Raw genomic sequence first — 15,459 nt, 5'->3', positions numbered from 1 at the left:
ATTATGTCTGACGCAAATTCAAGAAGTATTAGTTCGAATCAACAAGGACTAAATGAAAAGTTAGAAGAAGTGGTACGTAAGCACCTAAGTTCTGAGTTTAAGAAGCCGATTGCAGCGCATACGCAAACGGCTTTTGATGAAGTCAATAAGAAGGTACAGCAATTTGCTGGGCCGATTATTCTCGATTCATGCTGCGGGGTAGGTGAAAGCACCGCTAATTTAGCGCGCAAGCACCCAGATGCCTTAGTTATAGGCATTGATAAGTCGGCACATCGTATTGAAAAACATGATGTTGAATACAAGCAAACTGAAAACGGTCAGTACTTATTAGTACGTGCAGATTTAAATGACTTTTGGCGCTTGGTGGTTGAGCATCAATGGCAGGTGACACATCATTACTTGTTGTATCCAAACCCGTGGCCTAAAGCTAAACATTTAGGGCGCCGCTGGCATGGAGCACCGGTGTTTCCTTATATTGTGAAAATTGGTGGTCAACTTGAAGTAAGAAGTAATTGGCAAACCTATGTTGATGAGTTTGCCTTTGCCCTTGGTTTAGCTGGCGTGGATGTGTCTGTAACGCCATATAGTGCAGACACAGCAATTACTCCATTTGAGCGAAAGTACTGGGCCAGTGGCCAACAAAGCCACCGACTGCAAATTAACCTTAACTCGCTTTAGCGGTTTGTGAAATGTGAGCCAGCTCTCGAGCTGGCTTCGCGTAGTAAAAACCCTGTACGTATTTAATGCCCGCTTTTGCGAGCTTATCGGCAACGAGCTTGTTTTCAACGCCTTCTGCAATCAAGGTTAAGTTCACTTCCTTAGCAAAATTGGCAATGTGTTGAATAAATAAAAACACTTCATCGTCTTTGGTAATTTGTGAGACTAAAGAGCGATCGATTTTTAAGCCATCGACTTCTAGTTTAAGAATATTCGAAATATTTGAGTAACCAGTTCCAAAGTCATCGATAAAGACCTTAGCACCGTGTCGTCTTACCATTTCTACAAAGCCTTTGATTTCCGTTAGGTTGGCAATCGCTTCAGTTTCGATAAGCTCAAATGAAATATGGTGAGGTGTAGGGTAGCGCTTTAATTCATCATCAAGAAATTGCGCCAGGCTTGGGTCTAACATATCTTGCGCAGTTAAATTCATGCTCCAGCATAAATTAGTTTGGCGAAAGCGCTTAACGCAATCAAGAAAAACCATGCGAGTTAATTGTCCATCCATGCGACTGCGATTTACGACAGATAAAAAGTAATCAGGCTCATATAAAGCATCGTTAATCTTAATGCGTGCTAAGCCTTCGTACTTTAAGGTTTCGTTACCGTCGATAGTGAGTATTGGCTGAAAGTGCGCTTCAACTTGGCCATTTTTAAATGCTTCTCGCACATCTTTGGCAATTTTTAAGTTGTGCTGATATTGATTTTTAATGATGTTCATTGCATCGGAGTAAAACACCACAAGCTCACGACTACGCTTAGCTTGTTCAACCGCAATACGTGCATTTTCAATTAACAGTGTTTTATTGCCAGTGGCAATACCGGCACATAAGGTCACGTAGATAAATGGGTCATATAATAACGGCGCATTTTTATTTAGATTTTCGACAAGTTTTAAACAGGCATTGCTGTCTAAGTTGGGCGATAGCAATGCTATTTTATTGCTTGATAAGCGATACAGGTGACATTCTGTGCTTTTTAACTTATTTAAACGTGCCAGCAGTTTTTGCATTACTTCATCACCAATGTGGGAGCCGTAAAAACCGTTAATATCTTCAAGATTACTAATTAATACTATGGCCAATTGCATGTGCAGTGGTGAATGGCTTTGCAGTTTTCTTTCTAGCGCAATGTGGTTTGCGTAGCCCGTAACGGGATCGCGGGTTAAGTTTTGTTTTAGTAGATAAATGTAAGCGCTGCCCACTAAAGTTGCGATAAAGAAAAAGAAACTTGCGGTGATTACCGCTTGGGTAACACTTGCTGCAAGCTGTTCATTTAAATCTTTAATGGTGATGTCGGCGCCAGTTAAATAGGTGCGCCCGTCTTTTGCTTGAAACGGTAAAAATATGGTGCGGAAATGGCCCCACTGATCTTCTGAATGCTCGAATAAAGGCTCTGTTGAATAAAACGCTTTAACGTTTAATTGTGTCGCTTCAGGGTAAAGGTCATAAAAGTAAGTAAGCTTATTGTTTTTAATATCCTCGTTAGTATAACTAGATGCAGAGAAGTAAACTTGATCGCCTTCTTTTATCATCGCGTATACGTATTCGAGTTCTAGCTTGCTGGCAAACTCAGAGAGTTGTTTGCTTTTTAATAGGTAGCTTTTTTCATCAATGTGGTCGGGGTCGGTAATATTGTCGTGGTATTCGTCACCGAGGATAAATTTAACACTTTGTGCTGCGTTTAAGAGTTTAGCGTCAACATCTTTTAAAATGTCGTTGTAGGTGTGTGAATAAACGTAATAAACATAGCCGCCAAGGCTTGCTAAAAACAGTACACCCGCAAAAAAAAGCCAACGAATTCCTTGATTTGAATAATACATGCGCATCCTTGCCAAAAACTAATTTTTGCCGCAATTGAAAAATACTGCTTTACTGTATAGCAAGCAAAGGGTTATGTTGTTTTGAAACACCTTATAATAGTCAATTTAGTGTGTTTTTTACAGCAGTAGATGGAGATATTGTGCAAATTGCGAGACTTTTTCTTGTAATTGAAGTAGAGTTGACAGCCTTTTTTTATGAATATGTTTGAACACTTTTTGGGTAAAGTGAGTAGTATGGTTGATGAAACACGTCAAGCAGTGCGCCCAGCAATAGCGTCTGAAGAAAGCTTAATGCGAATTTTTACGGTGCCAGAGGCGCCGGGCTCGACTTTGGCTAAAATTGAGCAAGAAATATCTAGTAACTTAGCAGGCTTTCTTAACGAAAATATTGCAGCGGTTGAAAAACCTTTGCATGAAATTGAAAAAGATTTCCAAGCTGCAAATATCCCTGAAGAACCTCGTTTTGTATCTGAACACGCCCAAGAGTTAATGGAAAAGCTGGTGGCACATTCAGTACACACGTCAGCGCCGAGCTTTATTGGTCATATGACTTCGGCCTTACCGCATTTTGTTTTACCTCTGTCAAAGTTGATGGTGGGGTTAAACCAAAATCTGGTAAAAATTGAAACATCTAAAGCATTTACACCATTAGAACGTCAAGTCTTGGGTATGATGCACCACATGGTTTACGGCAAAGATGATGCCTTTTACCGTAAGTGGATGCACAACGCCAAAAATGCCTTAGGTGCATTTTGTTCAGGCGGCACGGTTGCCAATATTTCAGCACTTTGGGTTGCGCGCAATAAGCTGCTTAAACCAGATGGCGATTTTAATGGTATAAATAGCGATGGGTTAGTTGCGGCTATGATGCATTATGGCTACAAAGGCTTGGCTATTTTAGTGTCAGAGCGTGGTCACTACTCACTTGGTAAAGCTGCTGATGTGTTAGGCATCGGTCGCAGTAATATTGTATCTATCGAAACAGATCATAATAACCGTGTTGATGTTGCTAAAATGCGTGAAAAGGCTAACGAATTAGCAGAAAAAGGCATTAAAGTGATGGCAATTGTTGGTGTTGCAGGCACAACTGAAACCGGCAATATTGACCCGCTTAATGAAATGGCAGACCTAGCTGAGGAAATCAATTGTCATTTTCATATTGATGCTGCTTGGGGCGGTGCAACCATGCTATCTAATAATGCGCGTGGGTTATTAGCTGGTTGCGAACGTGCCGATTCAATTACCATTGACGCACATAAGCAAATGTATGTGCCAATGGGTGCAGGTATTGTGCTTTTCAAAGAACCAGATACGGTCAATGTGGTAGAACATCATGCTGAATATATCTTACGTAAAGGCTCGAAAGATTTAGGCTCACACACCCTTGAGGGTAGCCGCCCAGGTATGGCGATGTTAGTGCATGCGTGTTTATCAATTATTGGTCGCAAAGGCTATGAAATGTTAATTGATAAAAGCCTTGAAAAAGCGCGCTATTTTGCTGAACTTATTAAGCAAACAGATGACTTTGAACTGGTTACTGAACCAGAACTTTGCTTGTTAACATATCGCTATGTACCAGAAAAAATTAAAGAAGTACTTAAAACGGCAGATGAACAAACTAAGTTAGATATTTACGCAGCACTTAATCGTTTTACTGCGAGCATGCAAAAACGTCAGCGTGAAGCAGGGCGCTCATTTGTATCGCGTACACGTTTAACGCCATATCAGTACGATAATTTACCGACAGTAGTATTTCGCGTTGTATTAGCAAATCCGCTTACATCAAATCAAATATTGCATGATATTTTAGCGGAGCAGCGAGAGTTGGCTGGTAAAGATCCAATATTTAAAAAGTATTTAGCGAAATATTTATAATTTAGCGTTGTGAATTTTTTATGAAAAAGGGAGCATTTGCTCCCTTTTTTACGTTTTTATTTAACCTGAACTCGGATGAGATAATCGTAAACCCTAAGCCTCGGTTTCAATATCCACAATCAAGTCAGACGTAATAGACTCGAGCGCTTCAATCACATCATCTTTACTTAAACCTGCAGGTAACTCTACCCGAGCTTCTGCGTTAAACAGAGGTACACCCCAATTAGGCGCGCTTTGTTGCTTTGAGTTAAAGTGAATAATTGAGGCACCTTTATGGCGTAACACACTAGAAAGCTCTTGCACTATACCTGGTCTGTCATTGCTGGTAATAACAAAGTTAAGCTGTTGGCTTGCGTCGGTTACTTGTTCTTGCCCTGCTTCAATTTTTACTTCGAGATCGGGAATGGCGTGAATTGCGCCCTCGAGTGCCGACAAATGTTCTTCAGGTACTTCTAACTGTAAAATTCCGGCAAAGTGGCCGCAAAGGTGGCTTAAGTTACTGGCTAACCAATTGCCATGGTTAGCTAAAACCGCTGAGGATAGTTCATCTACTAGACCTGAGCGGTCAGGACCAATAATTGTTAATACTAACTGCTTCATATACTTGTCTCGTTATCTAATTAGCGCAACCCTCTCTACACAAATTAAGAAATAATTGTTAGCTAATTCAAAGGATTAAATGGAGGTGTAGAGCTGTTTAAGTATTGATGATTGACTGCCTTTTGTCCAATTTATTTTGTCAAATTTTGTTAAATAATCGGTGTAACTTTTCGGTCATAAAAACGAAATATTTCATTCTCTGTAACATTTCTGTCATCTTGACAAAATATAATGCACGCCAACTAAATCCTAATTCTATTTGTAAGGGCCAATGGATGAGTTCCAATCCGCCAAGTGTTGAATTCAATACTAATAGAAACAGACTGATCAAAGATAAAGTCGCCAAATACAGTATTACGGCAGGCGGTACATTAGTACTGGTTGCCTTATTGTTGATCTTCTTTTATCTGTTGTATGTAGTACAGCCGATTTTCGCTTCATCACATGTTGAAGTGAGAAATCAATTCGCTTTACCTGAAACGCAAGAGTACGTTGCGGCAGGTATGGAAGAGCAAGGTGAAATCGCTTACTTGTTCACACCAACTGGCGAGCTAAGTTACTACACCATTAAAGGTGAGAAATTTGGCACTAAGCTAACAAGCTTTAATGTGGAATTTGATGCACCGGTAACCAGCTTTGCACGCACTGTGCCGCATCAGGCTATGTATGCTTATGGTCTTGAAAATGGCGCAATTAAAGTTGTAAACCCGAAATTTGAAGTAGGATTTGCCAACAATGGCCGTACCATTAAGCCAAGTATTGCGTATCCACTCGGTGAAAGTGAAGTGATGATTGATGACGAAGGTGCATCAATTCGTAAATTCGCGTTCAGCTATGTTGCTGATGATAATCAACTTGGTGTACTCGCATTAACCGGTGATCAACGTCTGCTGTTTAGCATGCTTGCAGCGGAAGAAAATATGTTCTCTGGTGAAATGGAATGGTCAAGTGAAACCGCGGAGATTGCTGTTGAAGGCAAAGTGGATGAATTATTAATCTCACCGGACTTTAGTCGTGCATTTGTGCGAGTGGCTAATAAGATTTACATTTACAATACGCGCGATATTGAAGATATTACGCGTATTCAAGTGCTTGCCGCGAATCAAGAGAATGCCAACCTAGTTAAAATGCAATTATTGTCAGGTGCTAACTCATTAATGTTAGTTAACGACAATGGTGAAATTTCACAGTGGTTTGAAATTAATGGTGATTCGGGTCGTAAGTTCGCCAAAATCCGTGCTTTTGCAAGTGGTGATAAAGAAATTTCAGGGCTTTACAGTGAATTCTATCGCCGTACATTCTTTAGCACTAATAACCAAGGTGATTTATCGCTTTATTACACTACCAGTGAAAACAACCTGTGGTCGGGTAAGGTAGCAGACGCGGGAATTGATTTCTTTGCGGTGTCACCACGCTCAAACGCAGCATTAATGCTGGCGGGCAATCAACTAATTGTTGTTGATATTGAAAATGAGCATCCTGAAGTATCTTGGTCAGCATTGTGGCAAGAAGTATGGTACGAAGGTTACCCTGAACCTGCTTACATTTGGCAGTCTACATCGGCAAGTGATGATTTCGAAGCTAAGTTATCGTTAGTACCAATCTCATTCGGTACAATTAAAGCGGCAATGTATGCGATGCTATTTGCGGTACCGATTGCGCTTTCTGCTGCTATCTATACAGCCTATTTTATGTCGCCTGAACAGCGTCGAATCGTTAAGCCAACGGTTGAAATTATGGAAGCATTACCAACCGTAATTTTAGGTTTCTTAGCGGGTCTTTGGTTAGCACCTCTGATTGAATCTCACTTACCTGCAATTATGCTGATTTTAGTATTAACGCCATTGGCGATAATACTCACAGCATTCTTTTGGCAAAATTTACCAGAATCGATTCGCCACAAAGTGCCAGACGGTAGCCACTCTATCTTACTCATTCCAGTGGTATTACTAGCAGGTTATATCTCGTTTGCACTGAGTCCTGCGGTAGAGCTTTGGGTATTTGATGGTGATGTACGTCGTTATATTACTAACGAGTTAGGCATTGATTTTGACCAACGTAACTCGTTAGTTGTGGGTATTGCAATGGGCTTTGCGGTTATTCCAACAATTTTCTCAATTGCTGAAGATGCGGTATTTAGTGTACCTAAGCACTTATCGAATGGCTCGCTTGCACTTGGTGCAACGCAGTGGCAAACGCTTGTTCGCGTTGTATTACTAACAGCAAGCCCAGGTATTTTCTCGGCAGTGATGATGGGTTTAGGTCGTGCGGTTGGTGAAACCATGATTGTATTGATGGCAACAGGTAATACGCCGATTATGGATTGGAGTATTTTCCAAGGTATGCGTACGCTTGCAGCAAACATTGCGGTAGAAATGCCAGAATCAGAAGTAGGCAGCACGCACTACCGCATCTTATTCTTAGCAGCGTTTGTACTGTTTATATTCACCTTTATCTTTAACACGATTGCTGAATTTGTTCGTCAGCGTTTACGTGAAAAGTATAGTTCACTGTAAGGTTAGGAGATTTAATAAATGAAGCAGTGGTTTAAATCTGGCTCACCTTGGATCTGGATGACAGGTGGTGCAGTAAGTATCAGCTTAATCTCGGTTATTGGCCTACTGGCAATGATTGCAGGTCGTGGTTTAGGGTTCTTTTGGCCGTCAGAAGTAACGCAATTTGAAATGCACCGTGGCGACGTTAAAGAAACCGTTATCGGTGAAATTTACGACCGTGAAATGGTGCCTGTTGAGCGCTTAAAAGCGGCGAATGTTGATTTACACGGTTTTACGGGTGAAGAAGTAGAGCGTTTACTGATTAAAACTGGTAACCGTGAATACGTAGACCTAGATTTCCGTTGGATTTTAGCAACGGATATTATTGAGCAATCTACCCCGAGCCAATTAGCGGTATTTGAGCGTAGTAAAAACGGTAACTTTTACGGTTACATTGAAAGTGTGATCAAAGACGGTAAAGTTGTCGCTGAAGCGCAAAAGTTAATTGAGCTAGAGCAACTTGTAGAGCGCGCAGTTGAACTTAATGAGTCAGCACTTGATTTGCAAAACGGCCCCATTGGTCATATTAACTACGACCTAGAACGTTTGCGTTTAAAAGAAAAAGCGCTCGACCTTAAAGGCGAATTAACACACGAAAAAGTCGCGGAGTTTGAGGCTCAGCGTAAAGACTATCGTGAGCAATACTTGGTGCTTGAAAAAGAGCTATTTAAGTTTCGTGATGCGGCAAAGCGTGACCAAGTTATTGTAAAAGATATGCGTGGTGAGTTAGTAACGATTCCACTTTACCAAGTGCTAGACGTAACACTACCAAACGATATGGGTTTAATGGCTAAATTAGGTCATTACTTCAAGCAAATCGGTAAGTTTGTTAGCGATGACCCACGTGAAGCGAACACCGAAGGCGGGGTATTCCCTGCGATTTTCGGTACCGTATTTATGGTTATGTTAATGGCGGTAATCGTAACGCCGTTTGGTGTAATCGCCGCGATTTACTTACACGAATATGCAGCGAAAAATTCAATTACTAAAATGATTCGTATCGCGGTAATCAACCTTGCCGGTGTACCATCGATTGTTTACGGTGTATTTGGCTTAGGTTTCTTTGTTTACATGCTAGGTGGTAGCATTGACCAATTATTCTACCCTGAAGCATTACCAGGCCCAACGTTTGGTACGCCAGGTGTAATTTGGTCAGCACTGACATTAGCAATTTTAACTTTACCGGTTGTAATTGTATCAACGGAAGAGGGTTTATCACGTATTCCAAGTTCAGTTCGTCAAGGTTCGTTAGCACTTGGTGCCACCAAAGCTGAAACTATTTGGCGTATTATTGTACCAATGGCAAGCCCTGCAATTATGACAGGCTTAATTCTTGCGGTTGCACGTGCAGCAGGTGAAGTAGCACCACTGATGTTAGTGGGTGTAGTAAAAATGGCGCCAACACTGCCAGTTGATATGAACTTCCCGTTTGTACACTTAGATAGAAAATTTATGCACTTAGGTTTCCACATCTATGATGTTGGTTTCCAAAGCCCGAATGTTGAAGCGGCACGCCCGCTAGTTTATGCCACAGCGTTTTTACTTGTGGCGGTAATTGTGGCACTGAATATCACAGCAATTGGTATTCGTAACCACTTACGTGAAAAATTTAGGTCGTTAGAACATTAATTGTTCTGCGGTGATAAAAGTTTAATAGGTTTAGTAAAAATGATTACTGTTGCTCCAGAAATAAATCAATCTGCAACTGGCTTACAGCTTGATTTAGAAAACTTATCGGCAGAACAAACTGCTCTTGAAATTAAAGACTTAGACCTTTACTACGGTGACAAACAAGCGCTGAGCAATATCAGCATGAAAATTCCAAAGGGTCAGGTAACTGCATTTATCGGTCCTTCAGGTTGTGGTAAGTCAACGTTATTACGTTGTATTAACCGCATGAATGACTTAGTCGATACGTGTCGTATCGATGGTCAAATCTTGCTACATAACCAGAATATTTATGACAAAAGTGTAGATGTTGCAGCGCTTCGCCGTAACGTTGGTATGGTATTCCAGCGTCCAAACCCATTCCCTAAATCAATTTATGAGAATGTGGTTTATGGCCTACGCTTACAAGGTGTAAAAGACAAACGTAAATTAGACGAAGTGGTTGAATCGTCATTACGTGGCGCCGCACTTTGGGACGAAGTAAAAGACCGTCTGCACGACAGCGCATTTGGTTTGTCAGGTGGTCAGCAACAGCGTTTGGTTATTGCGCGTGCAATTGCAATTGAACCTGAAGTACTGCTGTTAGATGAACCAACATCGGCGCTAGATCCAATTTCAACATTGGTAATCGAAGAGCTAATCAACGATTTAAAAAATAAGTACACAGTTGTAATTGTTACGCATAACATGCAACAAGCGGCACGTGTGTCTGACCAAACTGCGTTTATGTATATGGGTGAACTAATTGAATACTCTGATACAAATACGCTATTCACCACGCCGAAGAAAAAGAAAACTGAAGATTACATTACAGGTCGTTACGGGTAAGGATTAAAGTTATGGATCATAATATTTCAAAGCATATTTCAGGTAACTTTAACCAAGAACTTGAAAACGTTCGCAACCATGTTTTAGCTATGGGCGGACTGGTAGAGCAGCAATTAAACTCTGCGCTTGATGCGGTAAATGACAGTAATGCGGAGCTTGCAAAAAAAGTTGAGCACGGCGATTACAAAGTAAATGCAATGGAAGTGAGCATTGACGAAGAATGTACACGTATTATTGCAAAGCGTCAGCCAGCAGCAAGTGACTTACGTTTAGTTGTGGCGATTGCAAAAACCATTGCAGATTTGGAGCGCATTGGTGATGAAGCGCGTCGTATTGCAAAAGTAGCACTTGAATCAACAGCGAAAGATCAGCAAGGCTTGCTGGGCAATATCGACAATATGGGTCGTCACGTGTCGCAAATGCTGCACGATGTACTAGATGCATTTGCCCGAATGGATGCCGAAGCGGCATTTCGTGTGCATAAAGAAGATGCCAAAGTTGACCGCGAATATGAAGCGTTAACACGTCAAATCATGACGTATATGATGGAAGATCCGCGCTCAATTCCAAAGGTTATGGATTTAGTGTGGTCAGTACGCTCATTAGAACGCATCGGTGACCGTTGTCAGAACATCGCTGAGTACGTAATTTATTTTGTAAAAGGCAAGGACATTCGTCATACCTCGCAAGACGATATCGAGCGAGATATTATTGGTAAATAAGTTAAGTAACTATTTTAAAAGGGTAAAAGCGGTTTCGCTTTTACCCTTTTTTGCTTTGGTGTTCATAACTTTTTTAGTCTATTAACTAGCGTAAATTTAATTGTTTGATAATCTAAGTTAAGGAATTTCAACTTACTGTAATACTTGTATGTTAAAGCCTTTCCTCACTTGGCTGATTCCTGTAAAATTTGCGCGCTTTTAAAATTTAAGGGTCAATTATGGCTAGTAATGCATTTTTAGGGGTTTTTGCGAAATCTCCTATCAAACCAATTGAAGAGCACATAAAAATTGTTCATCAAGCCAGTGCTTTGTTAACGACTTTTTTTCAACATGCGTTTAATAAAGAGTGGGAACAAGCATCTGAGATCCGCATTAATATTCGCGATTTAGAACGCAAAGCGGATGTACTTAAGCGTGACATTCGTTTGCAACTTCCTCGTGGATTATTCCTGCCAGTTGAGCGTACAGATCTTCTTGAACTGATCACTCAACAAGACAAAATTGCTAATAAGGCTAAGGACATAGCTGGTCGTGTACTTGGCCGCGAAATGGAAATCCCTGAGCAAATCCAAGCTGATTTTATTACTTACCTAAACCGCTGCATCGACGCGACAAAACAAGCTTCTAAAGCTATCAATGAACTTGATGAGCTATTAGAAACGGGTTTCCGTGGTCGTGAGGTGACGTTAGTTGAAAACATGCTAGAAGAGCTCGACGCAATTGAGCGTGACACCGATGAAATGCAAATCACTTTGCGTCGTCAGTTACGTGAAATCGAAAATGAATTAAACCCAATCGATGTAATGTTCTTATACAAAATTCTCGAGTGGGTAGGTGACTTAGCGGATATCGCTGAACGTGTAGGTTCACGTTTAGAACTGATGCTAGCACGTTAATTAAATTAATATAAAAATTAAGTTAAAGGTTACTTGATGGATATTATTGCAAATTACGGCACCACTTTGGTGATGATTGCTGCCGTAGTGGGATTTATCATGGCGTATGGTATTGGTGCGAATGACGTTGCCAATGCAATGGGTACGTCAGTTGGCTCAAAAGCGCTAACAATTAAGCAAGCGATTATTATCGCAATGATTTTTGAATTCGCTGGTGCATATCTTGCCGGTGGTGAGGTTACATCAACGATACGTAAAGGCATTATTGACTCGTCGGCATTTGTTGCCATACCAGAGTCATTAGTGATCGGTATGATTTCAGCGCTATTAGCTGCTGGTGTATGGTTACTTGTTGCGTCATATTTAGGTTGGCCTGTATCAACAACGCATTCAATTATTGGTGCAATTGTTGGTTTTGCATTGGTTGCGGTGGGCTCTGAAGCAATTCAATGGGGTAAAGTTGCGGGTATCGTAGGTAGTTGGATTGTTACACCTGCTATTTCAGGCTTTATTGCTTACCTTATCTTTATGAGTGCACAGAAACTAATTTTTGATACTGACTCACCACTTAACAATGCAAAGCGCTTTGTGCCTATGTACATGGGTCTTGCAGCATTTGTTATGGCGTTAGTAACAATCAAGAAAGGCTTAAAGCATATCGGTTTAGACCTTGGTACAGCAATGGGTTACGGCATCGCAATCGGTGCTGCTGTTTTAGTTGCACTGTTAGGTAAAGTATTGATCGCTCGTCTTAAAATGGACCCTGCAGCTGACAAAGAAATGCAATTTAACAATGTTGAGAAAGTATTCGCTATCTTAATGATTGTAACTGCATGTTGTATGGCGTTTGCACACGGCTCAAACGATGTAGCAAATGCGATTGGTCCACTTGCTGCGGTAGTGAGCATTGTTGAGCACAACGGTGAAATCGTTAAGAAATCGTCACTCGTTTGGTGGATTTTACCACTAGGTGGTTTAGGTATTGTTATCGGTCTTGCGATTCTTGGTAAGAAAGTAATTAAAACCATTGGTGAAGGTATTACGCACTTAACACCAAGTCGTGGTTTTGCTGCAGAGCTTGCGGCTGCTTCAACGGTTGTTATTGCATCGGGTACAGGCTTACCAATTTCAACGACACAAACGTTAGTAGGTGCGGTACTAGGTGTTGGTATGGCCCGTGGTATTGCGGCACTTAATTTAGGTGTTGTAAGAAATATCGTTGTTTCTTGGGTTATTACCTTGCCAGTAGGCGCGGTATTAGCTATTGTTATCTACTATGTATTGGCGGCTATTTTTGGCCTTCAAGTGTAAAGACTTTTAGCTTGAAAAGACCCCATATGCGATACGCAATGGGGTCTTTTTTTGTCTGAAATTTGTATATAGCAGCTTGCTAATCAAGTTAGCGGTTCACATAGCGCACTTACAGCGCTGTAATTTTACCGTTGTAACATAGCATTAAAAGATAAATTAAATCTTGTTTGGTTTCATTTCACTAGGCGCTATTTGCTCATTTATTTAACAGAGTTATTAGCACTCGCAATTAATTGATTAAATCTCAGTGACATAATTGATTTTCCATTGTTAATTTGTTTTTATCGTTATTAATTTGAAAATTAATCGGTTATTACGATGAAAAACCTTCCTAGCATTAAGCAGCTGCAATACTTGCTTGCAGTACATCAGCATCAGCATTTCGGCAGGGCTGCAGAAGCCTGTTTTATTGGTCAATCTACCTTAAGTAGTGCAATTCAAAATCTTGAAGAAACACTGGGTTGTCAGCTAATTGAGCGTGAAAACCGCAGTATTATGTTTACCTCAATTGGTGAAGAAGTGGTTGAGCGAGCGCGTAAAATAATCGACGACACAATTAGTGTAAAAGAGCTTACAAAAAGCTTTTTAAATCCACTCCAAGGGCATTTAACCCTAGGTATTATCCCCACGGTTGCAAGCTTTATTGCGGCTGATTTATACCACTTATGCGCAAAAGAGTTTCCTGAACTCGAACTGGTTTTAATTGAAGATACGAGCGATAACTTATTGGACAAATTAGAAAAAGGCCAAGTTGACGTAGCGCTATTGGCACTGCCTTATAATACCAATAAGTTTCATACTCATATTTTGGCACAAGACCCATTTAATATTGTAAGGCACAAGGATTATCAAGCGGCAGAAGGTGTGGTTGATTTTAACTTGTTGCCACCGTCATCGGTGTTTTTGCTAGAGCGCGAACATTGCCTTACCGATCATGCACTGAGTGCGTGTCATTTGAGTAAAAGTGAGTGTATAAATCCCTTTGAAGCTGCAAGTTTGCATACCTTACTAAGTATGGTTGAGCGTCAACTTGGTGTGACTTTTCTACCGCAAATGGCAATTAATGCGGGCATTTTATCTCATAAACCTATGGTGTTTAGCGCTGCGCAAGATACCGCTTATCGTGATATTGGTATTTTATGGCGCAAGACCTCAGGTCGCATACGCGACTTCCGCTTGCTGTGCGATAAATTAAAGCCATTCTTTACTGAAAAATGTGCACGATAAAATAATTTTAAACTTTTAAAACTATTTTTTGCACTCGCTCGACTATATAAGCAGAGAAACAAAACTCTTGGGGAATATGTGTTCTTTCAAAGTGAAAAAGGGTTAATCAAAAAAGCGCAACAAGGTGATAAACGCGCATGGCTTAATTTAGTAAAACAATACGAAAAGCCGATTTATCACACTTGCTTGCGTATGGTGAGTAACCCAGACGACGCACTCGAAATCATGCAAGAAAGCTTTATGAGTATTTATCGTTCGCTCGATAACTACCGTTTTGAGTCGAGTTTTAAAACGTGGGCAATCGCAATTACCAATCGCCGTTGTGTGGAGTTTTATCGCGCTAAAAAGGTACTCGATGAAGAAAAGCAAGAAATGCTGATAGCGGATATGCAAGAACCAGAATCTGCTGATTTGATGTTGTTTATGGCGCAGCAAAATAAGCAAGTTTTACAGTTATTAAATGGCTTACCTTGGACACAAAAGGAAGTGGTGGAATTAAAGTTTTTTCAACACTTTACGTTTGAGCAAATAGCGCAGCAACTTGATGTATCAACCAATACGGTAAAGTCGCGGTTGTATACAGCGCTGTCCAAATTGCGCCAAGAACTGGAGGTGTTAAATGGCTAACTTAGAAAGTATTTTTGAAAAATGGCTGGAAACAGGTGAACTTACACCAAGTGAGCGTCAATTGCTTGAACAAGATGCTGTTTATGCAGAAATGCTCGAAAACAGTGAGACTTGGCAGTCGCTTTCGGCAAAGTATCAAGAAACGCCTGTTCCGCAGTGGAATCGAGAAGCCACTTGGTTTGAGAAAACGAGCGGTGGTGCAAAGAGTAATCGTTTTGCTGCTTGGTTTGCACCAGCAGCTTTAGCCTGCTCAGTTCTAATGTCCTCGCTGGTTATTATGCGTGCCGAAGTAAGCGTTTCAGATAGTGGCTTTGCGATTAATTTTGCAGAGCAACAAAAGCAAGCTCCAACAGTCACTTATGAGCAGCTGCAAACCCTTTTGGCTGAGCAGCAGACAAATACCGCACAGGCGACTTATGCATTGGTTAAAGAGGCCATAGAGCAGGGGCGTGTGGAGCGCAAAGAAGATATTGGCGCCTTGGTTGCCGATTTAAACCGAGTCCGTCAACAAGATCAGGCGCTGATTCGCCTGCAATTAAACGAATTGGCACAACAGGTTGAGCAACAACCACAGTCATCAATTGCCAAAAACCACTCATGGGAGAATTAAT

The 15,459-nt window shown here is 40.9% G+C and carries 13 protein-coding genes; 11 read left to right on the top strand and 2 right to left on the bottom strand.

Features of this window, described 5'->3' with window-relative positions:
• Positions 1–3 precede the first annotated feature (3 nt).
• Complete coding sequence (gene trmB, locus PSPO_RS11465; protein WP_010561917.1) at positions 4–678, top strand: tRNA (guanine(46)-N(7))-methyltransferase TrmB; 675 nt, start codon at positions 4–6, stop codon at positions 676–678.
• On the opposite strand, the gene PSPO_RS11460 is transcribed toward trmB, so the two are convergent.
• Positions 665–2,539: an EAL domain-containing protein gene (locus PSPO_RS11460; RefSeq protein ID WP_010561916.1), complete on the bottom strand. Its 1,875-nt coding sequence runs from the start codon at positions 2,537–2,539 to the stop codon at positions 665–667. The two genes, trmB and PSPO_RS11460, sit on opposite strands and share 14 nt — an antisense overlap.
• Before the next feature lie 201 nt (positions 2,540–2,740).
• Between PSPO_RS11460 and panP the strand changes: the two genes are divergently transcribed.
• Positions 2,741–4,414 (top strand): pyridoxal-dependent aspartate 1-decarboxylase PanP, encoded by a 1,674-nt coding sequence (gene panP / locus PSPO_RS11455; protein ID WP_395389691.1) that lies wholly within the window; start codon positions 2,741–2,743, stop codon positions 4,412–4,414.
• A gap of 93 nt (positions 4,415–4,507) precedes the next feature.
• Here the strand turns inward: panP and PSPO_RS11450 are convergent, their stop codons facing one another.
• Complete coding sequence (locus tag PSPO_RS11450) at positions 4,508–5,014, bottom strand: glycine cleavage system transcriptional repressor (protein ID WP_010561914.1); 507 nt, start codon at positions 5,012–5,014, stop codon at positions 4,508–4,510.
• Positions 5,015–5,289: 275 nt separating this feature from the next.
• Between PSPO_RS11450 and PSPO_RS11445 the strand changes: the two genes are divergently transcribed.
• From PSPO_RS11445 to PSPO_RS11405, 9 genes are all read left to right on the top strand, one after another.
• Positions 5,290–7,530, top strand: coding sequence for an ABC transporter permease subunit (locus PSPO_RS11445; RefSeq protein WP_010561913.1), 2,241 nt, complete (start codon positions 5,290–5,292; stop codon positions 7,528–7,530).
• A gap of 18 nt (positions 7,531–7,548) precedes the next feature.
• Positions 7,549–9,198, top strand: coding sequence for a phosphate ABC transporter permease PstA (pstA, locus tag PSPO_RS11440; protein ID WP_010561912.1), 1,650 nt, complete (start codon positions 7,549–7,551; stop codon positions 9,196–9,198).
• Positions 9,199–9,237: 39 nt separating this feature from the next.
• Positions 9,238–10,065 carry a phosphate ABC transporter ATP-binding protein PstB gene (gene pstB, locus PSPO_RS11435; RefSeq protein ID WP_010561911.1) on the top strand — a complete coding sequence of 276 codons (828 nt, stop codon included), beginning with the start codon at positions 9,238–9,240 and terminating at the stop codon, positions 10,063–10,065.
• 11 nt (positions 10,066–10,076) lie between these two features.
• The gene (gene phoU / locus PSPO_RS11430; protein WP_010561910.1) at positions 10,077–10,787 is read left to right on the top strand and encodes a phosphate signaling complex protein PhoU; all 711 of its coding nucleotides are present in this window, start codon (positions 10,077–10,079) and stop codon (positions 10,785–10,787) included.
• Positions 10,788–11,005: 218 nt separating this feature from the next.
• Positions 11,006–11,683, top strand: coding sequence for a TIGR00153 family protein (locus tag PSPO_RS11425; protein ID WP_010561909.1), 678 nt, complete (start codon positions 11,006–11,008; stop codon positions 11,681–11,683).
• 36 nt (positions 11,684–11,719) lie between these two features.
• Entirely contained in the window at positions 11,720–12,994 is a 1,275-nt protein-coding gene (locus PSPO_RS11420; protein ID WP_010561908.1) for an inorganic phosphate transporter, read from the top strand.
• Positions 12,995–13,312: 318 nt separating this feature from the next.
• Complete coding sequence (locus PSPO_RS11415) at positions 13,313–14,221, top strand: hydrogen peroxide-inducible genes activator (protein ID WP_010561907.1); 909 nt, start codon at positions 13,313–13,315, stop codon at positions 14,219–14,221.
• A gap of 78 nt (positions 14,222–14,299) precedes the next feature.
• A complete protein-coding gene (locus PSPO_RS11410) occupies positions 14,300–14,848 on the top strand; it encodes an RNA polymerase sigma factor (RefSeq protein ID WP_010561906.1) in 549 nt (182 codons plus the stop codon).
• On the top strand, positions 14,841–15,458 hold the full coding sequence (locus PSPO_RS11405) for a hypothetical protein (protein ID WP_010561905.1): 618 nt from the start codon (positions 14,841–14,843) through the stop codon (positions 15,456–15,458). The genes PSPO_RS11410 and PSPO_RS11405 overlap by 8 nt, the downstream gene beginning before the upstream one ends.
• Position 15,459: the final 1 nt, after the last annotated feature.

The organism is Pseudoalteromonas spongiae UST010723-006, from assembly GCF_000238255.3.
Taxonomy (GTDB): Bacteria; Pseudomonadota; Gammaproteobacteria; order Enterobacterales; family Alteromonadaceae; genus Pseudoalteromonas; species Pseudoalteromonas spongiae.
The sequence above is the reverse complement of the archived record's forward strand: the minus strand, read 5'-3'. Positions and strand labels throughout refer to the sequence as shown.